Origin of the sequence: Enterobacter sp. Crenshaw (assembly GCF_024734705.1) — a bacterium.
GTDB lineage: Bacteria > Pseudomonadota > Gammaproteobacteria > Enterobacterales > Enterobacteriaceae > Enterobacter > Enterobacter asburiae_B.
The window spans coordinates 1,189,867-1,212,460 of sequence record NZ_CP102932.1 but is presented as its reverse complement, the minus strand read 5'-3'; the positions used below and the strand labels follow the sequence as shown (position 1 = coordinate 1,212,460).

Sequence of the window (22,594 nt, the reverse complement as noted above, 5' to 3'; positions counted from 1 at the left end):
TAAAAGGAAATGACAGACAACCTGCAACTCACACATCTTGTCGACGCCTGCCGCTGGATTGGCGCCAAAGGCTGGGCAACCGCCACCGGCGGCAACATGTCGGTGCGTCAGGACGAGCGCCTCTGCTGGCTCAGCGAATCCGGCAAAGACAAAGGCAGCCTGACAACGGCGGATTTTCTGCAGGTTGAAATTGCCACCAACCGCGCGCCGTCTGGCCGCAGGCCGTCGGCGGAAACCGGTCTTCACACGCTGATTTATCGCCTGTTCCCGGAAGCCAACGCCGTCCTGCACGTTCATACCGTCAACGCCACGGTGCTGTCGCGTCTGGTCAAAGAAGCCGAGCTCTACATCAGCGGCTTTGAGATGCAAAAATCCCTCACCGGGCAGACCACGCATCTGGATACGGTGGCTATCCCGGTCTTCGATAACGACCAGGATATTGACGCCCTCGCCTCCCGAATCGCCCATTACGCACAGGAACGCCCGCTTAATTATGGTTTTCTTCTGCGCGGTCATGGCTTAACCTGCTGGGGACGCGACGTGGCCGAGGCCCGCCGTCATCTGGAAGGACTAGAATTCTTATTTGAATGCGAAATGCGTTTACGACAACTGGAGAGAGTATGATTCGCGCGATTGTGACGGATATTGAAGGGACCACCAGCGATATCCGTTTTGTCCATGACGTTTTGTTCCCCTACGCGCGTGAGCGGCTGGCGGCCTTCGTGACCGCGCAGCAGTACGCCGAGCCGGTCAAATCCATTCTGGACAACCTGCGTGATGAAATCGGTAACCCGCACGCCAGCGTCAGCGAGCTTATCGACGCCCTGTTTGCCTTTATGGATGAAGACCGCAAATCCACGGCGCTCAAAGCCCTGCAGGGGATCATCTGGCATGACGGCTACGTGAACGGCGACTTTACCGGCCACCTCTACCCGGACGTACTGCCTGCGCTGGAAAAGTGGAAAGCGCAAGGGATTGATCTCTATGTTTATTCCTCTGGCTCCGTCGCCGCGCAGAAACTGTTATTTGGCTACAGCGACGAAGGTGATATTACTCATCTGTTCAGCGGCTATTTTGATACCCACATCGGCGCCAAGCGCGAGGTGCAGTCCTATCAGAACATTGCGGCACAAACGGGCATCGCCCCGTCGCAGATCCTGTTCCTGTCCGATATTCATCAGGAGCTGGACGCGGCTGAACAGGCAGGTTTTCGCACACTGCAGCTGATTCGCGGTGATGATGACGGCGCAAGCCATCACCATCAGGTCCACCAGTTTGACGAGATTAATCCGGAGCAGATCCCTTCATGAGCGCATTGACCATTTATTCCGATAAAGACGCCAGTCAACACCAGTGGCACAGCACCGACGCCGCCGAGATCGCCCAGCAGCTCAACGCCAAAGGCGTGCGGTTTGAACGCTGGGCGGCGGATCGCGATTTAGGACACGATCCCGCACCTGAAGCCGTGATCGAGGCGTATCAGCATGCGATCGACAAGCTGGTGGCGGAAAAAGGCTACCAAAGCTGGGACGTGATCAGCCTGCGCGCCGACAACCCGCAGAAAGAGGCGCTGCGCGCGAAGTTCCTGAACGAACACACCCACGGCGAAGACGAAGTGCGCTTCTTCGTAGAAGGCGCGGGGCTGTTCTGCCTGCACATTGGCGATGAGGTGTATCAGGTGCTGTGCGAGAAAAACGACCTGATTTCCGTTCCCGCGGGCACGCCGCACTGGTTTGATATGGGCTCAGAGCCGAACTTTACGGCGATCCGCATTTTCGATAACCCGGAAGGCTGGGTGGCGCAGTTTACGGGCGATGCCATCGCGGATGCGTATCCACGGTTGGCATAGGTAAAAGCAAAACGGCAGCTAGAGCTGCCGTTTTTAGTGTTTGCTCCCTCTCCCTGTGGGAGAGGGTCGGGGTGAGGGCATCAGGCCGCTCGAGCTTCAACGCTCCAGTCCTTTCACATACCCCACCAGCTGATCCAGCACAATCCCCCACCCTTCGTGGAAGCCCATCTGCTCATGCTGTTCGCGGATTTCCTTCGTCGGATGACGCGCAATCGCCGTGTAGCGGGTCTTGCCCTCGCCCACATCCTCCAGCAGCAGGATCGCCGTCATAAACGGCTTCTCGGCCGGCTTCCAGCCTTCGGTATAGCCATCGGTAAAGACCAGCTTTTTCCCCGGGTCGATTTCAAGAAACACGCCCCGGTTATCCATCCGCTGCCCGTCCACCTCAAACACGGTGTTGAACCGCCCGCCCACGCGCAGGTCGAGGTCGCATTCGGTCACCTTATGGGGAGCAGGAATGAAGAAGTTTTTGATGTGCTCCGGCGTGGTCCAGCACAGCCACAGCAGGTCGCGCGGTGCATCCACCACGCGCTCCAGTTTTAAGTCAGTTTCAGGATCGAGCGTCACGATATTGTCCTCTCAGGGGAACCCCTTAAAGGATAGCCGGACTCAGGCGAATTTCCCGTTTGCCACCGCTTCCGGCGTGACTACGCCCGTATCCAGCACCCAGCCGCTGATCAGCGAGGCAGGCGTAACGTCAAACGCCGGGTTATAGACCTGCGCGTTTTCCGGCGCCCACTGCACCGCGCCAAAGCTTCCGGCCACGCCCGTCACCTCGCTGGCGGCGCGCTGCTCAATGGGGATCGCGTCCCCGTTCGGGCAGTCCGGATCGAGGGTCGTTTGCGGGGCGGCCACGTAGAACGGAATGCCGTGGAATTTCGCCAGCACCGCCAGAGAATAGGTGCCGATCTTGTTCGCCACGTCGCCGTTGGCGGCAATGCGGTCTGCGCCCACCCACACGGCGTCCACCAGCCCTTTTGCCATCAGGCTGGCGGCCATGGAATCGGTAATCAGCTGATACGGCACGCCCAGCTCGCCAAGCTCCCACGCGGTCAATCTGCCGCCCTGCAGCAGCGGACGGGTTTCATCCACCCAGACGTTGCTGACGTTACCCTCCTGATGCGCGCGGGCAATCACGCCCAATGCGGTGCCAACGCCCGCCGTTGCCAGCCCGCCGGTGTTGCAGTGGGTCAGCAGACGGCTGCCGGGCTTCACCAGCGCGCTGCCGGCTTTGGCAATCGCGTCGCAAAGCCGTTTGTCTTCGTCAATCAGGCGCAGCGCTTCGGCCACCAGCGCCGGAACATACTCTTCCTGCCACAGCGCAATCTTCATGCGGTCGAGATTGTTCATCAGGTTCACCGCCGTCGGGCGGGAGGCGCGCAGGGTTTCCAGCGCCGCCGCCAGCTCGTCGCGGCTTTTGCCGTTTTCCGCCAGCAGCGCCAGCAGCAGGCTTGCAGAGAGACCAATTAGCGGCGCGCCGCGCACGCGCAGGGCGTGGATATGTCCGACCAGCGCCTCTACCGTCGAGGCATCCAGCCAGCGTTTCTCCTGCGGAAGCGCCTGCTGATCGAGAATAAAGAGCTGATTATCCGCCACCCGCAGGCTGGTCGTCTGTAATGTCTGCATGTCGTTAATTCCCTGTTGCGTTGTTGTAGCACATTGTGTCAGGATGAAATCCAGATGTATAGACGTCTACATGTCTTAATTAGAAAACTCGTGAGGAGCAGGCCATGTCGCAATACCGTACCTTTACCGCTCAGGACGCCGTGGAGTATGCCAGGCAGTTTGGCGGACTTGACGATCCTTCATCGCTGGTAGAGGCGCAGGAAGTAGGCGACGGCAACCTCAATCTGGTATTCAAAATTTTCGACGGCGCGGGCGTGAGCCGAATCGTCGTTAAGCAGGCGCTGCCCTACGTGCGCTGCGTCGGCGAATCCTGGCCGCTGACGCTGGACCGCGCCCGCCTTGAAGCGCAAACGCTGGTCGAGCACTACCAGCACAGCCCGCAGCACACCGTGAAAATCCACCACTTTGACCCGGAGCTGGCGGTGATGGTGATGGAAGACCTCTCCAGCCATCGCATCTGGCGCGGCGAGCTGATTAAAAACATTTACTACCCGCAGGCGGCCCGTCAGCTGGGCGAATACCTCGCCCACGCGCTGTTCCACACCAGCGATTTCTACCTGCACCCGCACGCGAAAAAAGCGCAGGTGGCGAAATTCATCAACCCGGAGATGTGCGAGATCACCGAAGATCTGTTCTTCAACGATCCGTACCAGATCCACGAACGCAACAGCTACCCGGCCGAGCTGGAAAATGACGTCGCGGCCCTGCGCGACGACGCTCAGCTTAAAATTGCCGTAGCTTCCCTGAAGCACCGCTTCTTCTCGCACGCCGAAGCGCTCCTGCACGGCGATATTCACAGCGGCTCGATTTTTGTGGCCGACGGTAGCCTGAAGGCCATCGACGCCGAATTCGGCTACTTTGGCCCGATTGGCTTTGACGTCGGTACCGCCATCGGCAACCTGCTGCTGAATTTCTGCGGCCTGCCGGGGCATCTGGGCATTCGCGATGCCGCCGCCGCGCGCGAGCAGCGCCTGACCGATATTCAGGAGCTGTGGAACACCTTCGCGGAACGCTTCCAGGCGCTGGCAAACGAGAAAACGCGCGACGCCGCGCTCGGCGCGCCGGGCTATGCCTCCGCGTTCCTGAAAAAGGTCTGGCATGACGCCATCGGCTTCTGCGGCACCGAGCTCATTCGCCGCAGCGTCGGGCTTTCCCACGTCGCGGATATCGACACCATCCAGGACGAGTCGATGCGCCACGAGTGTCTGCGCCACGCGATAACGCTCGGTAAAGCGCTGATTGTCATTGCCGACCGCATCGACAGCGCGGAAGATCTGGTGGCACGAGTGCGGCAGTACAGCTGAGTGCCGGCTTTGTGCCCGGTGGCGCTGCGCTTACCGGGCCTACGATTCTGATTTTCTCCCTCTCCCTGTGGGAGAGGGCCGGGGTGAGGGCATCAAACCGCACTCATCCCAGATACTCAATCACCGACAGCCCGCCGTTATAATCCGTGCTGTAAATTATCCCCTGCGCATCCACAAACACGTCGCACGACTGGATCACCTGCGGGCGATTCGGCCGCGTGTCCATCATTCTCTCCGGCGCGGCGGGCACCAGCGCACCGGTTTCCACCGGTCGATACGGATTGGAAATGTCATAAGCCCGCACGCCCGCATTCTGATACGTCGCAAAAATCAGCGTCGAGCTGACGAAGCTCCCCGGCCGATTCTCGTGCAGGTTATGCGGGCCAAAATGCGCCCCTTTCGCCACGTAGTCGGTTTCATCCGGCTGCGGGAAGGTCGAGATGCTGACCGGGTTCGACGGCTCGCGGATATCAAACAGCCAGATCAGCTTTTCGCCGTCCTCCTGGTTATCGAGCACCGCTTCGTCCAGCACCACCAGCAAATCGCGGTCCGGCAGCGGCAGCGCGGTGTGCGTCCCGCCGCCAAACGGCGGACTCCAGTTGCGGTGGCTAATCAGCTTCGGCCGGGTGCGGTCCTTCACGTCCAGCAGCGTCAGGCCGCCGTCGCGCCAGCTGCCGTAGGCGGTATCGCCCGCGATAATCGCGTGATGCAGCGCGTAGCGTTTCCCTTCCGGCCAGTTCGGCTTCTCCCCTTCGGCCTGGTTCATCCCCGGCAGCCACCAGCGCCCCGCCACTTCAGGCTTACGCGGGTCCGCCAGGTCGATGGTCAGAAAGATGTAGTCGGTAAAGCCGTCGATCAGCGCTGACACATACGCCCAGCGGCCGCCGACGTACCAGATGCGGTGGATGCCGATGCCGCTCAGCGACAGAAAGCCGATTTCGCGCGGCCTGTCGGGCGTGGAGATATCAAACACCCGCAGCCCGGCGCTCCAGCCTTTGTCCTGCACATCGCTGACGGTCTCCCCCACCTGGCGTGTGTAGTAGACCTTCTCGTCGGCAAAGCGGGCATCGGCAAACAGATCCCGGGCGTTAATCACCAGCAGCAGGTCGTCATGCGCCTGCAGGTGCACGTTCCAGGTGCCGGGCGGCGCGGGCACGTAGCCCGCCGCTTTCGGGTTTTTCGGGTCGCGCACGTCGACAATCGAAAATCCCTGCGACACCATATGGCCGATATAGGCGAAACCGCGATGGACCATCAGCTGCACGCCGTCCGGGCGACCGCCCTGATCGCTATGGCCAATCAGCCGCATATTGCGGCTGTATTCTGGAAGGGGTACTTGCGTCACCGTTAGCTCCTTTGGGTTTTCCCCCTCTCCCTGCGGGAGAGGGCCGGGGTGAGGGCATCAGGCCGCACCTGACGCCACCCGGCCTGGTTTTATTTATTTTTCGCTTCCAGCGTCGCAAACCACGGCGCGATAAAATCTTCCGTCTGGCCCCAGCCCGGAATGATTTTCCCCAGCGACGCCACGTTCACCGGGCCCGGCTGGGCGGTCAGCAGCGCCTGAGGAATGGCCGCCGCTTTGAAATCGTAGGTCGCGGGCGTCGCTTCCCCGGCAATCTTGTTCGCCACCAGTCGCACGTTAGTCGCGCCAATCAGCTTCGGATCCACCGCCACGCTCACCTTCCACGCGCTGCCCGGCTCGCGCATCAGCTGCAGATCCTGGTTGGAGATGTCGATGCTGTAGAGCTTAATCTCGGTGCGGCCATTCTCCTTGAGCGCCTTGTACGCGCCCTGGCTGAAGGCGTCCCAGGTTCCCCAGATGGCGTCGATTTTGCCTTTCGGGTATTTCGCCAGGATCGCACCCACCTTGTTGGCGGTATCGCCCTGCACGTCAGAGGACACGGCGCCGATAGACTCCAGCTCTTTGATGTCCGGATACTGCTTTTGCAGCTCTTTATAGGCCGCCTGACGACGCTCCATCGGCGGGAAGCCCGCCACCCACAGCTTGACGATATTGGCCTTGCCGTTAAAATCTTTCGCCAGCTGGCCGAAGGAGAGGTTCGTCAGGGAGGCATCGTCCTGCTGGGTGACGGTCACGCCCGGGATCTCACCGTTAACGGCGGTATCAAAGACGGCGACTTTGATCCCGGAATCCACCGCTTTCTTCACCAGCGCGGTGGAGTACGGATCGCGCCCCTGAGAGAGAATAATCCCGTCATACTTCTGGCTGATGGCCTGGTTCACGAAGTCCTGGAATTTGGCGTCGTCCCCGTTGCTTAAAAAGGTGCTGACCTTAAAGCCGAGCTTCTTCCCTTCCTGAATTGCGCCAGCAATAAACTGCGTGGTGTTGTCATCTGAGCCGAGGTTACGGATCACCGCGATGCGGATCGGGCCGTCATGGTTCGCAATGGCTGCCGGAAGCGGCGCGGGCGTGGCCGCGAAGCCTGGCAGAGCCGTGAGCAACCCAAGTGCCACCAAAGAGAGTGCAATCTTTTTCATTTTTTTATCCCGTTGTGTTGTCAGCGTTTTTGTATGTAGGTAATCGCCAGCGCTACCGCGAGCACCAGCCCTTTTATAATGTCCATGGCGTAATACGGCACGGAGAGCATCACCAGCCCGTTCGACAGCACGCCGAGAATGACCGCCCCAACCAGGGTTCCCAGCGCGTTCGGCTTGCCGGATCCGGCCAGCGAGAAGCCAATCCACGCCGCCGCCACCGCATCCATCAGGTATCCGCCGCCCGCATTCACCTGCGACGAGCCGATGCGTGAAGCCAGCAAAATCCCTCCCAGACCCGCCAGCAGCGAGGCAATCACGTAGGCCGCCACCTTGTAGCGCGTGGTGCGAATGCCGGAGAGGCGCGCGGCTTCGGGGTTACCGCCGATGGCGTACATGCGTCGGCCATGCGTAGTGAGCGACAGGCCCAGCTGCGCCAGCACGGTCACCACCAGCATGACGATCACGATGGTCGGCACCTGCCCCAGCAGGCTGAACGCCGCCGGAATGGTCCCTTCCGCCATGTCGCCGCTCGGCAGCACCATGTTCTCGGTAATCGACCCGCCGTAGCTGTAGGTCATCGCCACGCCCTGGATCACAAACAGGCTGGCAAGCGTCGCCAGCATGTCCGGAATGCGCAGGATGACGATCAGGAAGGCGTTAAACAGACCCACCAGCGTGCAGAGCGCGAGGGTGATCAGAATCGACTCGGTGGTGCCAAAGCCGTGCCAGACGAAAAGGGAAATCACCAGCGCGTTCGCCAGCGAGGCGGTGGATCCCACGGAGAGATCGAACCCGCCGATGGTCAACGAGATCGACACGCCAATGGCAATCACCGTCACGATGGCAATCGAGCGCAGAATATTGATGATGTTGTTCGGATCGAGGAAGCTGTCCGACGCCAGGCCAAAGACGGCCACCAGCGCGACGACGGTTAACAGCATGCCCCACCTGTAGAGAAAATCGAAAATCTGCTGGCGGCCAGACGCCGCCGCGTTCACTGAAAGGGCCTTGCTCACGACGCCGTTCCTCCGGTTGAATAATAAAGTAGTGTCTCTTCGCGGGCCTCGGCCCCGGCGATTTCCGCCACGATGCGCCCGTCCCACAGTACGCAGATGCGGTCGCACAGCCCGACCAGTTCGGCAAATTCGCCCGAGGCGTAAATCACCCCTTTGCCCTCGCGCGCCAGGCCGTCAATCAGCTGGAACAGGTCGGTTTTGGCCTTCACGTCCACGCCTTTGGTCGGCTCGTCGAATATCAGCACGCTGGCGTCATTGCGCAGCCATTTACCGATGGCGACCTTCTGCTGGTTGCCGCCGGAGAGACGGCGCAGCACCTGCCCCGGCCCACGCGCGCGCACGCCGACGCGGGCGATGACCTCTTCCGCCCAGCGCCACGCCTGACGATGGCCAAACAGGCTCCAGCGCGAAAAGCTGTTATCGGCGCACACGGCGAGGTTCATGCTCACCGGCTCGTCGATAAAAATGCCCTCTTTCCGCCGCTCCTCCGGCACCAGCGCCAGACCGCGCAGCACGGAGTCGGCCGGGTCGCGCGGCTGCCAGGATTGATGATTCAGCTCACCGCGCGCCACGCGGCTTTTGCTGGCGCCAAACAGCGCCTTGCAGAGTTCGGTTTTCCCCGCCCCCGCCAGCCCGGCAATCCCGAGAATTTCGCCTTTGCGCAGGTGCAGGGAGATATCTTTCAGCAGCGCGTCGTCGTGAAGCCCCTCAACGCGTAACAGCGTTTCGTCGCCGTGCGGCGGCCGCGCGGGCGGATAGATATCGCTCAGCACGTGGCCGAGCATCTTCTCGACGATCGCTTCGCCGCTAAGATCGGCCATCGGGCCGGACTCGATCAGCTTGCCGTCGCGCAGCACCGTCAGGGTGTCGCAGATGGCCTTCAGCTCGTGAATGCGGTGAGAGATAAACACCACGCCGATGCCCTGCTGCTTTAAACGTCTCACTACCTCAAACAGGCGCTCGCTCTCGTGCGCGTCCAGCGGCGCGGTGGGTTCATCAAGAATCAAAAAACGGCAGTGATGGGACAGCGCCCGCGCCAGCAAAATCTGCTGCTTTTCGGCCAGCGAACAGCCATCGATGGAACGGCGAACGTCCAGCGTCACGTCGAGCTGCGCCAGCGCCTGTCTCGCCTGCTGGCGGATAGCGCGCCAGCTGAAGCGATGCCCCGGCTGCGCCAGCTGGTCGAGCATGATGTTCTCGGCAATGCTTAACCCCGGGATCAGCGCTACGTCCACTTCCTGCTGCACAAGGTGGATCCCCAGCCGTTTGGCATCGAGCGGTTCGCGGATGCTCACCGGCTGGTTGTTGATGCTGATCTCACCCTCATAGTGGTCGTGCGTCCCGCACAGCACCGCCATCAGGGTCGATTTTCCCGCGCCGTTGGCACCGGTCAGCGCGTGTACGGATCCGCCGGTTAAGGTGAAATTCACGCGCGACAGCGCCTGAAAGCCGGAAAAGGCCAGGCTGATACCGCGCATCTCAAGGCGACTGGAAACCATCCGCGTAAATCCTTCATTACTCTTCTGATTTATCGAATTTTTCACAGCTCTGGTTGACTGACAACGACGGAAAAGGCATAAGTTAAAGCGAAATATTATTAGCCATCCGGATGTCCAGACATAACATCGGGTTAGCGCTTCGGCAAAAAAGGACACCATCATGAGCAACACCGATATCCGCGTCGTGCCTGGCCCGGCGAACTACTTCTCTCATCCCGGAAGCCTTGCGCAGCTGGATAACTTCTTTACCCCGGAACAGCTTTCCCGCGCGGTGTGGATTTACGGCGAGCGCGCTATCGAAGGCGCGCGCCCTTTCCTGCCGGCGAGCTTTAACGCGCCGGGAGCGAAACGTCTACTGTTTAAAGGCCACTGCAGCGAGCGCGACGTCACCCATCTGGTGAATGAATCCGGCAGCGACGCCAGCGTGGTGATTGGCGTCGGCGGCGGCGCGGTGATGGATACCGTCAAGGCCGTGGCGCGCCGCTTAGGGGTGCCGTTTGTGGGCATCCCCACCATTGCCGCCACCTGTGCGGCGTGGACCCCGCTCTCCGTCTGGTATAACGATGCCGGTCAGGCGCTGCATTTTGAGATCTTCGACGACGCCAACTTCCTGGTGCTGGTGGATCCGCAGATCGTCCTTAACGCCCCGGCGGATTACCTGCTGGCGGGCATCGGCGATACGCTGGCGAAGTGGTACGAAGCGGTGGTATTGGCACCTGAGCCTGAGAACCTGCCACTGACGGTGCGGCTGGGCATCAACGGCGCGCTGGCGATCCGCGACGTGCTGCTGGCGCGCAGCGAAGAGGCGCTGGCCGACCAGCAGCGCGGCGAACAGACGCAGGCGTTCCGGGACGTGGTGGATGCAATCATCGCCGGCGGCGGGATGGTCGGCGGCCTGGGCGAACGCTATACGCGCGTGGCGGCGGCGCATGCGGTACACAACGGCTTAACCGTGCTGCCACAGACGGAGAAATACCTGCACGGCACCAAGGTGGCCTACGGCATTCTGGTGCAGAGCGCCCTGCTCGGCCAGGACGACGTGCTGGCGCAGCTGGTGACGGCTTACCAGCGTCTTAACCTGCCGACCACGCTTCGCGAGCTGGACGTCGACATCACTAACCGCGACGAGCTGGATAAGGTCATTGCCCACACCCTGCGCCCGGTGGAGTCGATTCACTATTTACCTGTTACGTTAACGCCTGACGTTCTGCGCGCCGCGTTTGAGAAAGTGGAATCCTTCAGCCGTTAATCGCGCCGACAGGCTATACCTAATGATGATTCTTACCACTCTCGTAACGAGGTCATCATGCAGATCGATTTAACAGGTAAAAAGGCGCTGGTTACCGGTGCCAGCCGCGGATTGGGTCGTGCGATTGCCCTGTCGCTGGCGCGCGCCGGTGCGGATGTGATTATTACGTATGAAAAATCTGCCGATAAGGCCCAGGCGGTCGCCGATGAGATTAAGGCGCTGGGGCGCCACAGCGAAGCCGTGCAGGCCGACAGCGCCAGCGCGCAGGCGATTCAGGATGCCGTCACCCATGCGGCGCGTTCTCTTGGCGGGCTGGACATTCTGGTCAACAACGCCGGGATCGCGCGCGGCGGTCCGCTGGAGTCCATGACGCTGGCGGACATTGACGCCCTTATCAACGTCAACATCCGCGGCGTGGTGATCGCCATTCAGGAAGCGCTGGTGCACATGTCCGACGGCGGGCGCATTATCAACATCGGCAGCTGTCTGGCAAACCGCGTGGCGCAGCCGGGCATTGCCGTTTACTCGATGACCAAATCGGCGCTGAATTCCCTCACCCGCGGGCTGGCCCGTGATTTAGGGCCGCGCGGCATTACCGTTAACCTGGTACATCCCGGGCCCACCAACAGCGATATGAACCCGGAAGACGGGGAACAGGCTGACTCTCAGCGTCAGCTTATTGCTTTGGGTCATTACGGTCAGCCGGAAGACGTCGCGGCGGCGGTCACGTTTCTTGCCAGTCCGGCGGCCGGGCAGATCTCCGGTACCGGCCTGGACGTGGACGGCGGTTTGAACGCCTGATCGCAATCTCACTGCAAGCCTCTGTCGTCCGACAGAGGCGTTTCCGAGCGCCCTCGACGGTTTGCGTTTTGCCGCTTTCTCCGGTTATTTCCCCGCTCTACAGTACCCCATTAGAAATTCGGAATTTATCTAATAGCCTTATTATTTCCTTATACTTTGTGTGGGCGTACAGTGGAGGTACGGATGAAGATTGTCTGGTCCAATGGTGCAAAAAAGGCATTTTCCAGAATTGACGAGCGGTATCAGCGTCGAATTGAGGTAAAGCTCTCCGAGCTGGATGACCGCTCGGCTCCCCGGCCCGATATCAAAAAAATATCGGCAACAGAAAATCATTTCCGGCTTCGCGTAGGCGATTACCGCATCGTCTATACGCTTCGGAACGATCCCGATGACCATTGTTATGTTTTGGCCGTCAAGCGCAGAACTTCAAAGACTTACCTGCATGAGGAGAGTGCCAACTATGGCTGTACAGCTAATCAAGGACGATAACGGGAAAACGCAGTACGTCGTTATTCCCTATCACGAATATTTTCGTATGCTCTTACAGATGGCAGAAATTGACGACGAAACCGACGACGATCTGGAGGATATTGAAGTCGAACACGATAGTCTGGATGACGTGGAATTGCCGGGAGAAGTATGCAGCATCATGACCTGGCAGAACGTCAGCCTGCAGGCCGCGTGGCGTATCCTGCGCGGCATGTCCCAGCAGGAGGTGGCTGAGAAACTCGGCATCACCCAGTCCGCCGTGTCACAGCTGGAAGCGCTGGACTCCCGTCCGCAAAAGCGCACCCGCGAAAAGCTGGCTGCTATCTACGGCTGCAAGCAGGAACAGATAAGCCTCTATCTACCGAAAGAGGGTTAACAGCACTTCGCCCCGCCCTTGCCGCCGTAGCGGGCATCCTGGCGGTCGCGGAAAAATTCTTCGTAGGTCATGGGCGTCTGGTCCGGATGGTTGACGCGCATATGCTCGACGTAGTTGTCGTAGTCCGGCACGCCAATCATCATTTTGGCGGCCTGGCCCAGGTATTTACCTGCTTTGGAAAGGGTGTCGAACATAATCAGTTTCTCGTTTGTTTCCTGCCCTCTCCCGGAGGGAGAGGGCGGAGAAGAAATGTAGGCCGGGTAAGGCGAAGCCGCCACCCGGCACACAGGTTAGTGCGCCCCTTTCGCCTGGGTCACAATCTCTTCCAGGTTTTCAGGCATCGGCTCGTACGGCGTCTCTTTCGCCGTTGGCTGATCGTTTTTCAACGCCGCCAGCGCGGTCTTGAGAGAATACAACGCCAGCACCACGACCACCACCATAAAGAAGATAGTCAGCCCGGCATCCAGACGGTTGTTAAACACCAGCTGGGACAGCTGCGACTCGGTGTACTGCGCCGGGATCTTGCCGCTGTCGATCATCGCCTGGAACTTGTTGGCGATCGCCAGGAAGCCCACCTTGTTGTCCGGGCTGAAGGCCTTCTGCCAGCCCGCCGTCAGGGTACAGATCAGCAGCCACGCGGTTGGCACCAGTGCCACCCAGGCGTAACGCTGGCGCTTCATCTTGAACAGCACCACCGCGCAGAGCATCAGCGCCATGCCTGCCAGCATCTGGTTGGCGATACCAAACAGCGGCCACAGGGTGTTAATCCCGCCGAGCGGATCGACCACGCCCTGGTGCAGGAAGTAGCCCCACGCCAGCACGCACAGCGCCGTCGCCAGCAGGTTAGCCGGGAGCGAATCGGTACGCTTCAGGTTCGGGGAGATCACCCCCAGCAGGTCCTGCAGCATAAAGCGCGCCGCACGAGTTCCCGCATCCACCGCCGTCAGGATAAACAGCGCCTCGAACAGGATGGCGAAGTGATACCAGAACGACACGTCCATCAGCCCGCCCAGCGCGCCGTGAAGAATATACGCCATGCCGACCGCCAGCGTCGGCGCTCCGCCCGCACGGGAGATAATCGACTGCTCGCCCACTTCACTGGCGATGCTCGTCAACGTATCAGGGGTAATCGCAAAGCCCCAGCCGCTCACCACCTGCGCGGCGGACGCCACCACGTCAACGGTGCCAGCCGGTGCCAGTACCGCCATCGGGCTGTTCATCGCGAAGTACACGCCCGGGTCGATGATACAGGCCGAGACCAGCGCCATGATGGCGACAAAGGATTCCATCAGCATGCCGCCGTAGCCGATCAGGCAGGCCTGATTTTCATTCGCCAGCATCTTCGGCGTGGTTCCGGATGCGATCAGCGCGTGGAAGCCCGACACCGCGCCGCAGGCGATGGTGATAAACAGGAACGGGAACAGGTTACCGGTCCAGACCGGGCCGGTACCGTCGATGAATTTGGTTAACGCAGGCATGGTCAAGGTCGGACGCATAATCAGAATGCCAATCGCCAGCCCGACGATGGTGCCGATTTTCAGGAACGTAGAGAGATAGTCACGCGGAGCCAGCAGCAGCCATACCGGCAGCACCGCCGCCACAAAGCCGTAGCCCACCAGCATCCAGGTCAGCTGGACGCCGGTAAAGTCGAAGAACGGCGCCCAGGTAGGGCTTTCCGCCACCCAGCCGCCGGAGATAATGGCGAACACCAGGAATACCAGGCCAATTACCGACACCTCACCAATGCGGCCCGGGCGCAGGTAGCGAATATAAATCCCCATAAACAGCGCCAGCGGAATGGTGAAGGCAACGGTATAGGTCCCCCACGGGCTGTGGGTCAGCGCTTTCACCACGATCATCGCCAGCACCGCGAGGATGATCACCATGATCATAAAGGTCGCCACCAGCGCAATCACCCCGGCGGTTGCCCCCATCTCCTCTTTCACCAGCTCACCCAGCGAACGCCCGTCGCGGCGGGTCGAGACGAACAGCACCATAAAGTCCTGCACCGCGCCCGCCAGCACCACGCCCGCGAGGATCCAGATCATCCCCGGCAGGTAGCCCATCTGCGCCGCCAGCACCGGCCCCACCAGCGGACCCGCCCCGGCAATCGCCGCAAAATGGTGACCGAACAGCACTTTTTTGTCGGTCGGCACGTAGTCCAGCCCGTCGTTATGGCGGACGGCAGGCGTCATGCGCGTCGCATCAACGCCCAGAACGTTCTTCGCAATATAGCGGCCATAAAAACGGTACGCGATCAGATAAATGCAGACGGAGGCGACGACGATCCAGAGCGCATTGATCTGTTCCCCCCGGTTGAGGGCGATATAGCCCAGGGCAAAGGCTCCCACAACGGAGAGCCCTGCCCATATAAGGTATTTCCCTGAGTTGTTCATAGTTGTTGTCCGTTGTTGTGAAACAGTGAGATGTTACATTTTGTTTCTAGAACAACCGGAAAAATTTAACAACTTTGAAACGCAATAATGCGTGGTCAAACCAGAGATTTACACCACAGTGTTAAGCCGATCACTTTGATCTGCCTGGCTTAGCCCAACACCATCGTACTCAACCGACAGGTACAGCACCGCCGCCCCTGCTCGTCGAATACCACAATCTCCCAGCTCTGGCTCGACCGCCCCAGATGCAGCGGCTGGCAAACGCCGCGCACTTTGCCGTGAGAGACCGCACGATGGTGCGTGGCGTTAAGCTCCGTCCCCACCACGCTCTGACCGTCGCGGGTCATCAGAAAGCCGGCCATCGACCCCAGGGTTTCCGCCAGCGCCGCCGACGCGCCGCCGTGCAGCAGGCCAAACGGCTGATGGGTACGCGCATCCACCGGCATCTCCGCTTCCAGCGTGTCGTCGCCGAGGCGGGTATAGACGATACCGAGATGCGCCACCAGCGTATTCAGGCTGGTCGCGTTCAGCTCCTCGAGCGGTAAATGACGTTTCCAGATCATCTTACGCCCCCAGCGTGGAGCCGCCGTCCACCACGATATCCTGCAGGGTGATATGGCTGGCGGCATCGGAAGCAAGGAACAGCACCGTGCTGGCTATCTCCTGCGGACGAGCGATTTTGCCCAGCGGAATGCCGAGCTTGAACTGCTCGCCAAAGCCGCGAATACGCTGCTGCTCCGCGTCGTCGCTTTTCCACAGGGTGCGCTGCATATCGGTGTCCGTTGAGCCCGGCGACACCAGGTTACAGCGCACGCCGCTGCCCGCCAGCTCCAGCCCGACGGTCAGGGCCAGGCTTTTCAGCGCCGCCTTCGACGCGCCGTAGGCGCTCATGTCGATGCGCGGCGCGTGCGCCGCGTCGGACGCCACGGTGACTATCGCCCCGCCCTGCTGACGGCGGAACTGGCCCATCGTCTGCTGGAACAGGTTGAACGCGCCGCCGACGTTGACCGCGAAGGTCTGCTGCCAGTCCTCCTGCGAAAGCTGGTCCGTCGCCCCCATGCGCAGAATGCCCGCCGCGTTGACCAGCACGTCCAGCCGTTCAAGCGACGCCAGCGCCCGCCCGCACACTTCATGCACCTGCGCGGCATCCGCCACGTCCAGGGTTTCAGTGGCGAACGGATAATCCCCCAGCGGAAAAGCCAGATCGAAGCCGGTCACCCGTGCGCCCGCCTCCACAAACGCCAGCGCCGTCGCGTAGCCAATCCCCTTACCCGCGCCCGTCACCCAGACGGTTTTACCGGTGAAATCCAGCCCCATCACTTCACCTCGCGGGACAGCAGCGCCCACCAGGCGTCGATGGTTGGATTTTTGGCCAGCATCACGAAGTCAATATCGCCGTGCACTTTGCGCCAGCGGGCGGCCAGCGCCATCATGCGCACCGAGTCCAGGCCGTAGTCGATCAGGTTTTCGTCATCCATCGGCTCGTCGGACTCGTCCAGCAGCGGCAGGATCAGCTCACGCAGCGCGGCTTTGGTCGCCGGAACGGACGGCAGCAGCTCGTCGGTCATCACCACGCGGCCCGAGCGTCCGGCCACATAGTTCAGCGACATCAGGTGCTCGTCACGGGTGAAATCCGCCAGCGCGTCGGCGATAAAGAACGGTTTGATGTCGCGCATAAAGGCATCGGTGGCGGTGGTCATACAGCCGATGTGGGCGTAAACGCCGGTAATCAGCAGCTGGTTGCGTCCGGTTTCTTTCAGCATCTGCTCCAGCGGCGAGCGGTGAAACGCGCTGTAGCGCCACTTCACCAGCACCGTGTCCGCTTCGTCCGGGGTCAGTTCGCGGACAATGCGCTGCTGCTCCGGCGAGCGGGTCAGGCCCGGCCCCCACATGTCGTTCAGCAGGGCGCGGTCTTCGTCGCTCTGCTCTTTCGGCTGAGCGGTGTAGTACACGGGAATATTGTGCGCTTTGCAGTAAGCGCGCAGTCTGGCGATATTCGCCACCACCTGCTGCATCATTGCGCTGTTTTCGCCCCAGAAGTTCAGGAAATACTCCTGCATATCGTGGATCAACAGCGCGGCACGTTCAGGCTCAAACGCCCAGTTTACTTTACTGGTCGGCAGCTCTGCGGCAGTCGGCAGCGCGTAAGCGGTTAATTTTGGAATGGCCATACTCTGTTCCTCAGCCCCGGGCGCGTTCAGCAAGCCACAGGCGCAACTGTTTCTTATCGACTTTGCCGACCGGCGTCAGCGGGAGCGCATCCACGCTCTCCACGCGGTCCGGCAGCTTGAATTCGGCAACGCCCTGCTCGCGCAGGAAGCGGCGCACTTCAACCGCGCGCAGGGGCTGTTTCACCACCAGATACGCGCAGCTTTTTTCGCCCAGCAGGCTGTCCTCCATGCTCACCAGCGCGGCGTGGATCACCGCCTCGTGGCGCAGCAGCAGGTTTTCAATCTCTTCGGCGGCGATCTTCTCGCCGCCGCGGTTGATCTGATCCTTCTCGCGCCCCTGCACGGTGATGTAGCCCTGCTCGTCGATGGCGATCAGATCGCCAGAGCAGTAAAAGCCGTCGGCGTCAAAGGCGCTGGCGTTGTGTTCCGGGCTGTTGAAATAGCCGCGGAAGGTGTACGGCCCGCGCGTCATCAGACGCCCGACCTCACCGCGCGGCAGCGGGTTGCCATGTTCGTCCGCCACCCACACTTCGTCGTCCGGGCACATCGGGCGACCCTGGGTGTTGATGATGCGCTCCGGCAAGTCGTCGAGCGCGGTGTAGTTCACCAGCCCTTCCGCCATGCCGAACACCTGCTGAAGCTGGCAGCCGATTTCCGCCGGAATGCGCGCCGCGAGCGTGGCGGAGAGGCGTGCGCCCCCCACCTGCAGCAGCCTGAGGGATTTGAGCTGCGCGTTGCCCGCGCCGTCGGCAATCGCCTGCAGCCAGAGGCTTACCGCCGGAGGAACCAGCGAGGTGACGTTAATCTGATGCCGTTCAATCAGCGGGAAGCAGAGCGTGGCGCTCGGATCGTTCGCCAGCACCACGCAGCCGCCGGCGGTGAAGACGCCTAACGATCCCGGCGAGCTCATGGCGTAGTTATGCGCCGCGGGCAGCGCGTTCAGATAACGGGTGTGTGTATTGATTCCGCAGATCTCGTTGCTGCGGCGGATGCTGTAGTCGTAGTCGTTATGCGTGCGCGGGATCAGCTTCGGCGTGCCGGTGCTGCCGCCGGAAAGCTGGAAAAACGCCACTTCGTCAGCGGGCGTCGGGTTCGGGATGAAGTTGTCCGCCGGACGCGCAATCGCCGCTTCCAGGGCGTGTTCGCCCTTATCGCCGCGCAGCAGTACAAGGCGTACCGAGCGATGCGCATCCACAAAGGCGTTGAGGAAATCATCGCCCGCAAACAGCGCGTGGTCGCGATCGGCAATCAGCACGGCGGGTTTGATCTGCTCCGCGTAGGCGTTCAGCTCGCTGCGCTGATGGCTAAAGAGCGCGTTAACCGGCGCGACGCCAATTTGCAGCAGCGCAAAGAAAGTGACGTAGAACTCGGCCACGTTACCGAGCTGCACCAGCGCGGTCTCGCCGCGCTGCAGCCCGCGCGCCTGAAGAGCGGACGCCAGATTGTTCACCGCCTGATTAAACGCGCGGTAGGTGATGTGCCGCTCGCCGTCGACAATCGCCACGGCATCGCTTTCAGCGCGATCCGTCAGGATGTGGGTCAGCGGCAGATCCTGCCAGTAGCCTTTTTCGCGGTAGCGGCGGGCGAATTCCTCAGGCCAGCGGGTAAAAGGAATGGTCATGAGCGATCCTTAGTGCAAGCCAAACACGTTGAGCATGGTGGAGAGCTTCACGCCCGTTTCGCGCCATTCGCCCACCGGCGAAGAGGCAGGCACAATGCCCGCGCCGGCAAACAGGCGAACGCTATTTTCGCGAAGACGCGCGCAGCGGATGGTCACCACCCACTCGCCGTTGCCTTCGCTGTCGCACCAGCCGACGATGCCGCCGAACAGCTCGCGGTCGAACGGCTCCAGCTCGGCGATCAGCTCTTTTGCCGCCTCATGCGGGAAGCCGCTCAGCGCCGGGGTCGGGTGCAGCAGGCAGGCCAGAGTCAGGGCGTTTTCGTTTTCACGCGCGTCACCTTCAACCGGCGTCGCCAGATGCCACAGCGTCGGCGTGGTGATGAGCTGCGGGGAAGACGGCATGCTCAGGTGGTGGCTGCGCGGTGCCAGAATGGCCTTCATCGCCTGAGTCACCAGGTCGTGCTCGTGACGGTCTTTTTCGGAGGCCAGCAGCTTATTGCCCGCTTCGCGATCCAGCACGTCGTCCGGCTGACGGCGCGCGGAGCCTGCCAGCGGCAGCGAGCTAAAGTGCGCGCCCTCTTTACGCAGCAGCAGTTCGGGGCTGGCGCCGAGCAGCACGCCGCCGTCTTCCAGCGGCACGTGGAAGTTAAAGCTCGCCGGGTTCTGGGCGATCAGCCTCTCCATCAGCGCGCCGCTGTCCATGTGTTTGTCGGTCGCGATATCAATCAGGCGCGACAGCACCACCTTGTTCACCTGCGGCGTGGCGGTGAGCGACGCGGCGCGAGCGACCATCTCTTCAAACACGGGCTGCGGCGGGATCTCGGTGCGTTGTTCCACCTTCAGCGCCTGCGAGCCGGAAAAATAGCGTGCGGACTGCTGACGTGCCGGACGGGAAAAGGTCTGCCAGCGCTGCGGAATAAACAGAGAAGATGGCTTGCGGGTATCGAACGGAATAGCCCCTGCCATCACCGGATGAGCGATACCGTTAGCTTTCGCATTCCGGAAGGCCTGGGCTAATTTTTGCTGGAATTGCCCGGCCGGATCGTCACCGCCGACGGCGGGTTCAGAGAAGCGGGCAAAACAGCCTGAGGTAGTAAAACTGCGGTAAGGCGACATAAAGAAAAAGCTGTCTGATTGCAGCGTGGTCGCGGTGTGCTGAACTTCCTCAGCCAGGGACGTGTCCATATCATCCTCCTCAAAATGATAAAAGAAGCAATAATGATTATCATTTATATTTTCGTCGGCTAACCTAATCCCACATCGCTGCGCTGTCAACCGTCGGACAAATAACTTATGCGACAAAAGCTTGCATCCCTTCGCATCAACCATGAAAATGAGAAGCATTATCTTCAACAAAAACAGGATGTCGCGCTGTGAAATTCCCTGCCCTATTCCGTAATACCCTGCTTTTATCTGGACTTTTAGTTTTAGGACTTGCCTCAGCCGTTGCCGCCGACTGGCCGCGTCAGGTGACCGACAGCCGAGGCGTTCACACGCTTGAGAGCAAACCGACGCGCATTGTCTCCACCAGCGTGACCTTAACCGGCTCCCTGCTGGCGATTGACGCGCCGGTCGTTGCCAGCGGCGCGACCACGCCGAACAACCGCGTGGCGGATGCGCAGGGCTTTTTGCGTCAGTGGGGTGATATTGCGAAACAGCGCAAGGTTGCGCGGCTGTACATTGGCGAGCCGAGCGCCGAAGCGGTCGCCGCGCAAATGCCGGATCTGATTTTGATCAGCGCCACCGGCGGGGATTCCGCGCTGGCGCTGTACGATCAGCTCTCCGCCATCGCCCCAACGCTTATCATCAACTACGACGACAAGAGCTGGCAGGAACTGCTGACGCAGCTGGGCACCCTCACCGGGCAGGAAAAACAGGCCGCAGAGCGCATTGCCGCGTTTGATAAACAGCTCGCGCAGGTAAAACAGCAGATGAAGCTGCCGCCGCAGCCGGTGAACGCCATCGTCTACACCGCCGCTGCGCACAGCGCCAACCTGTGGACTGCGGAATCCGCTCAGGGCAAGCTGCTGCACCAGCTGGGCTTTACGCTGGCGGATCTACCCGCCGGGCTGCACACCTCAAAAAGCCAGGGCAAACGCCACGACATCATCCAGCTGGGCGGTGAAAATCTGGCGACGGGGCTGAACGGCGAAGGGCTGTTTGTGTTTGCCGGCGATCGGAAAGACGTGGATGCGATTTACGCCAACCCGCTACTGGCGCATTTGCCGTCGGTGAAAAACAAACGGGTCTGGGCATTGGGAACGGAGACGTTCCGCCTGGATTATTACAGTGCGATGTTGGTGTTAGACAGATTGAATACGTTGTTTAAGTAGGCATTTTCCTCCCTCTCCCTGCGGGAGAGGGCCGGGATGAGGGCATCAGGCCGCACCGTCGTTCAACACACTCTCCTGCCTGAATCGGCGCAATTCTGCCAACGACATGAATAAAACCACGCCAATAATTGCCAGTACAAACCCGCCGCAGCTCGCTGAGGCCACCGGAGTCATCATCGCCCCCAGCCCGCCGAGGATCGCCGCACCAATCGCATCCCCCGTGACGTTCTGCGCCGTCCACAGGCCGTTAATGCGCCCGAGCATCCCTTCCGGCGTTTGGGTCTGGATCAGGGTGTACTGCAGCAGCGAACTGATGGCGCTCAGCCAGCCGAAAATCACGAGGCACAACGCGCCCAGCGCCCACACCGGCATCAGGCTGAAGAAGCCGATGGCGATAAACGAGGCCAGCGTGGCAAGCAGCATAATCAGCCCCGGACGCGCGTTCTGCGCCAGGTTGCCGCTGGTCAGCGCCCCGCACGCCGCGCCGAGCGGAATGGCAGCGTAGAGAATGCCAATCTCCGAGGCGCTCATCTGCCACTCTCCCGCCAGCGCCGGGTAGAGCACGCGCACGGCGCTCGCCATGGTCAGCAGGCCGCCGAGCAGCGCAATCCCGCCAATCAGCGGGTTGCTGAACAGGAAACGAATCGCGGCCATCAGCGATTTCAGCGGATGCTCGCGCGGCTGCGGCGGAGGCGGCAGCAGCGGCAGGCGCAGCAGCGTCAGCGTGGTGATGAAGGTTCCCGCCGCCGCCAGCCCGTAGTTCCACGCCACGTTGCCGGTCGCCAGCAGCAGGCCGCCCACCATCGGCGAAATCACCGAGCCCAGACGCACGGTGAGCATGGTAATCGCCCCCGCCTGCATCAGATTCTCACGCCCGACCAGCGCGGGCGTCGCCGCCAGCAGCGCCGTCACGCCCAGCGAGGCAAAAAAGCCGTCCCACAGCCCCAGCGCGTAAATGGCGATCAGCGACGGCTCCGGCAGCATCGCGTTCAGACACAGCCCGATAAAGCCCACGCCGCAGGTGCCGCGCGCCAGCAGGATCAGCTTTTTACGCTCGTAGCGGTCCGCCAGCACGCCGCCGACCATCAGGCCGATGAACATCGCCCCGCCGGTTAAGGTGACGGATAACCCCACCAGCCAGCTGGAGTGCGTCATGGTCTGGATCTGGACCGGCACGGCGACGCCAAGCAGCCCGAGGGACAAAATGGAGATAAAGCGAGCGATAAAAACGGCGCGATACGCCGGGTGCGTTTTCAGCAGGCTGAGGTTGAGCAGCCAGGATTTTTGATTCATGACAAAGCCTTGAGTCTATTTCTACCCATTCCATGGGCGCACATGCTAACATAGCCAAATAAGATAGATAAC

At 61.1% G+C, this 22,594-nt stretch carries 23 protein-coding genes; 9 read left to right on the top strand and 14 right to left on the bottom strand.

Going from position 1 to position 22,594, the window contains the following annotated elements; all coding sequences use genetic code 11:
- Positions 1-9 precede the first annotated feature (9 nt).
- From NWV12_RS05650 to NWV12_RS05640, 3 genes are read left to right on the top strand one after another with little or no spacing between them, the layout of a single operon-like run.
- Positions 10-624, top strand: coding sequence for a methylthioribulose 1-phosphate dehydratase (locus NWV12_RS05650; RefSeq protein WP_048980754.1), 615 nt, complete (start codon positions 10-12; stop codon positions 622-624).
- Positions 621-1,310, top strand: coding sequence for an acireductone synthase (gene mtnC / locus NWV12_RS05645; protein WP_033144912.1), 690 nt, complete (start codon positions 621-623; stop codon positions 1,308-1,310). The genes NWV12_RS05650 and mtnC overlap by 4 nt, the downstream gene beginning before the upstream one ends.
- Positions 1,307-1,849, top strand: coding sequence for an acireductone dioxygenase (locus NWV12_RS05640; protein ID WP_015571163.1), 543 nt, complete (start codon positions 1,307-1,309; stop codon positions 1,847-1,849). Before mtnC ends, NWV12_RS05640 begins: the two co-directional genes overlap by 4 nt.
- A 96-nt stretch (positions 1,850-1,945) precedes the next feature.
- Here the strand turns inward: NWV12_RS05640 and NWV12_RS05635 are convergent, their stop codons facing one another.
- Together NWV12_RS05635 and mtnA are read right to left on the bottom strand one after the other, a co-directional pair.
- The gene (locus NWV12_RS05635; RefSeq protein WP_032641748.1) at positions 1,946-2,416 is read right to left on the bottom strand and encodes an SRPBCC family protein; all 471 of its coding nucleotides are present in this window, start codon (positions 2,414-2,416) and stop codon (positions 1,946-1,948) included.
- Between the two features lie 42 nt (positions 2,417-2,458).
- Positions 2,459-3,475 (bottom strand): S-methyl-5-thioribose-1-phosphate isomerase, encoded by a 1,017-nt coding sequence (gene mtnA, locus NWV12_RS05630; RefSeq protein ID WP_048980756.1) that lies wholly within the window; start codon positions 3,473-3,475, stop codon positions 2,459-2,461.
- Positions 3,476-3,579: 104 nt separating this feature from the next.
- Here mtnA and mtnK point away from each other — a divergent pair, with 104 nt between their 5' ends.
- Positions 3,580-4,779 (top strand): S-methyl-5-thioribose kinase, encoded by a 1,200-nt coding sequence (gene mtnK / locus NWV12_RS05625; protein ID WP_048980758.1) that lies wholly within the window; start codon positions 3,580-3,582, stop codon positions 4,777-4,779.
- Positions 4,780-4,882: 103 nt separating this feature from the next.
- Here mtnK and NWV12_RS05620 read toward each other — a convergent pair whose 3' ends face one another.
- The 4 genes from NWV12_RS05620 to NWV12_RS05605 all read right to left on the bottom strand — a co-directional run bounded on the left by NWV12_RS05620 (position 4,883) and on the right by NWV12_RS05605 (position 9,793).
- Positions 4,883-6,124, bottom strand: coding sequence for an LVIVD repeat-containing protein (locus tag NWV12_RS05620; RefSeq protein WP_033144907.1), 1,242 nt, complete (start codon positions 6,122-6,124; stop codon positions 4,883-4,885).
- Positions 6,125-6,213: 89 nt separating this feature from the next.
- Complete coding sequence (locus NWV12_RS05615) at positions 6,214-7,278, bottom strand: sugar ABC transporter substrate-binding protein (protein WP_048980760.1); 1,065 nt, start codon at positions 7,276-7,278, stop codon at positions 6,214-6,216.
- 20 nt (positions 7,279-7,298) lie between these two features.
- Complete coding sequence (locus tag NWV12_RS05610; RefSeq protein WP_023334863.1) at positions 7,299-8,294, bottom strand: ABC transporter permease; 996 nt, start codon at positions 8,292-8,294, stop codon at positions 7,299-7,301.
- Entirely contained in the window at positions 8,291-9,793 is a 1,503-nt protein-coding gene (locus NWV12_RS05605) for a sugar ABC transporter ATP-binding protein (protein WP_048980761.1), read from the bottom strand. The genes NWV12_RS05610 and NWV12_RS05605 overlap by 4 nt, the downstream gene beginning before the upstream one ends.
- 160 nt (positions 9,794-9,953) lie before the next feature.
- Between NWV12_RS05605 and NWV12_RS05600 the strand changes: the two genes are divergently transcribed.
- The 4 genes from NWV12_RS05600 to NWV12_RS05585 all read left to right on the top strand — a co-directional run bounded on the left by NWV12_RS05600 (position 9,954) and on the right by NWV12_RS05585 (position 12,708).
- Entirely contained in the window at positions 9,954-11,042 is a 1,089-nt protein-coding gene (locus NWV12_RS05600) for an oxidoreductase (protein ID WP_048980763.1), read from the top strand.
- Between the two features lie 57 nt (positions 11,043-11,099).
- Positions 11,100-11,843, top strand: a complete 744-nt coding sequence (locus NWV12_RS05595; protein WP_032661029.1) for an SDR family NAD(P)-dependent oxidoreductase — start codon at positions 11,100-11,102, stop codon at positions 11,841-11,843.
- A gap of 183 nt (positions 11,844-12,026) precedes the next feature.
- The gene (locus NWV12_RS05590; protein WP_048980765.1) at positions 12,027-12,332 is read left to right on the top strand and encodes a type II toxin-antitoxin system RelE/ParE family toxin; all 306 of its coding nucleotides are present in this window, start codon (positions 12,027-12,029) and stop codon (positions 12,330-12,332) included.
- On the top strand, positions 12,304-12,708 hold the full coding sequence (locus NWV12_RS05585; protein ID WP_029740113.1) for a helix-turn-helix domain-containing protein: 405 nt from the start codon (positions 12,304-12,306) through the stop codon (positions 12,706-12,708). The genes NWV12_RS05590 and NWV12_RS05585 overlap by 29 nt, the downstream gene beginning before the upstream one ends.
- On the opposite strand, the gene NWV12_RS05580 is transcribed toward NWV12_RS05585, so the two are convergent.
- The 7 genes from NWV12_RS05580 to entC all read right to left on the bottom strand — a co-directional run bounded on the left by NWV12_RS05580 (position 12,705) and on the right by entC (position 20,081).
- Positions 12,705-12,902, bottom strand: coding sequence for a YbdD/YjiX family protein (locus NWV12_RS05580; RefSeq protein WP_006809671.1), 198 nt, complete (start codon positions 12,900-12,902; stop codon positions 12,705-12,707). The two genes, NWV12_RS05585 and NWV12_RS05580, sit on opposite strands and share 4 nt — an antisense overlap.
- Positions 12,903-12,998: 96 nt before the next feature.
- Positions 12,999-15,104: a pyruvate/proton symporter CstA gene (gene cstA, locus NWV12_RS05575; RefSeq protein WP_033144900.1), complete on the bottom strand. Its 2,106-nt coding sequence runs from the start codon at positions 15,102-15,104 to the stop codon at positions 12,999-13,001.
- A gap of 149 nt (positions 15,105-15,253) precedes the next feature.
- Entirely contained in the window at positions 15,254-15,667 is a 414-nt protein-coding gene (gene entH / locus NWV12_RS05570; RefSeq protein ID WP_023310710.1) for a proofreading thioesterase EntH, read from the bottom strand.
- A gap of 1 nt (position 15,668) precedes the next feature.
- Positions 15,669-16,424 (bottom strand): 2,3-dihydro-2,3-dihydroxybenzoate dehydrogenase EntA, encoded by a 756-nt coding sequence (entA, locus tag NWV12_RS05565; protein WP_101744451.1) that lies wholly within the window; start codon positions 16,422-16,424, stop codon positions 15,669-15,671.
- Complete coding sequence (locus NWV12_RS05560; RefSeq protein WP_033144898.1) at positions 16,421-17,275, bottom strand: isochorismatase; 855 nt, start codon at positions 17,273-17,275, stop codon at positions 16,421-16,423. Before NWV12_RS05560 ends, entA begins: the two co-directional genes overlap by 4 nt.
- Before the next feature lie 10 nt (positions 17,276-17,285).
- Positions 17,286-18,896 carry a (2,3-dihydroxybenzoyl)adenylate synthase EntE gene (entE, locus tag NWV12_RS05555; protein ID WP_048980767.1) on the bottom strand — a complete coding sequence of 537 codons (1,611 nt, stop codon included), beginning with the start codon at positions 18,894-18,896 and terminating at the stop codon, positions 17,286-17,288.
- Between the two features lie 9 nt (positions 18,897-18,905).
- A complete protein-coding gene (gene entC, locus NWV12_RS05550; protein ID WP_048980768.1) occupies positions 18,906-20,081 on the bottom strand; it encodes an isochorismate synthase EntC in 1,176 nt (391 codons plus the stop codon).
- A 188-nt stretch (positions 20,082-20,269) separates the two neighbouring features.
- On the opposite strand from entC, the gene fepB reads away from it, so the two are divergent.
- Positions 20,270-21,229, top strand: coding sequence for a Fe2+-enterobactin ABC transporter substrate-binding protein (fepB, locus tag NWV12_RS05545; RefSeq protein ID WP_048980770.1), 960 nt, complete (start codon positions 20,270-20,272; stop codon positions 21,227-21,229).
- A 45-nt stretch (positions 21,230-21,274) separates the two neighbouring features.
- Here the strand turns inward: fepB and entS are convergent, their stop codons facing one another.
- The gene (gene entS, locus NWV12_RS05540) at positions 21,275-22,522 is read right to left on the bottom strand and encodes an enterobactin transporter EntS (protein ID WP_048980771.1); all 1,248 of its coding nucleotides are present in this window, start codon (positions 22,520-22,522) and stop codon (positions 21,275-21,277) included.
- Positions 22,523-22,594 lie beyond the last annotated feature (72 nt).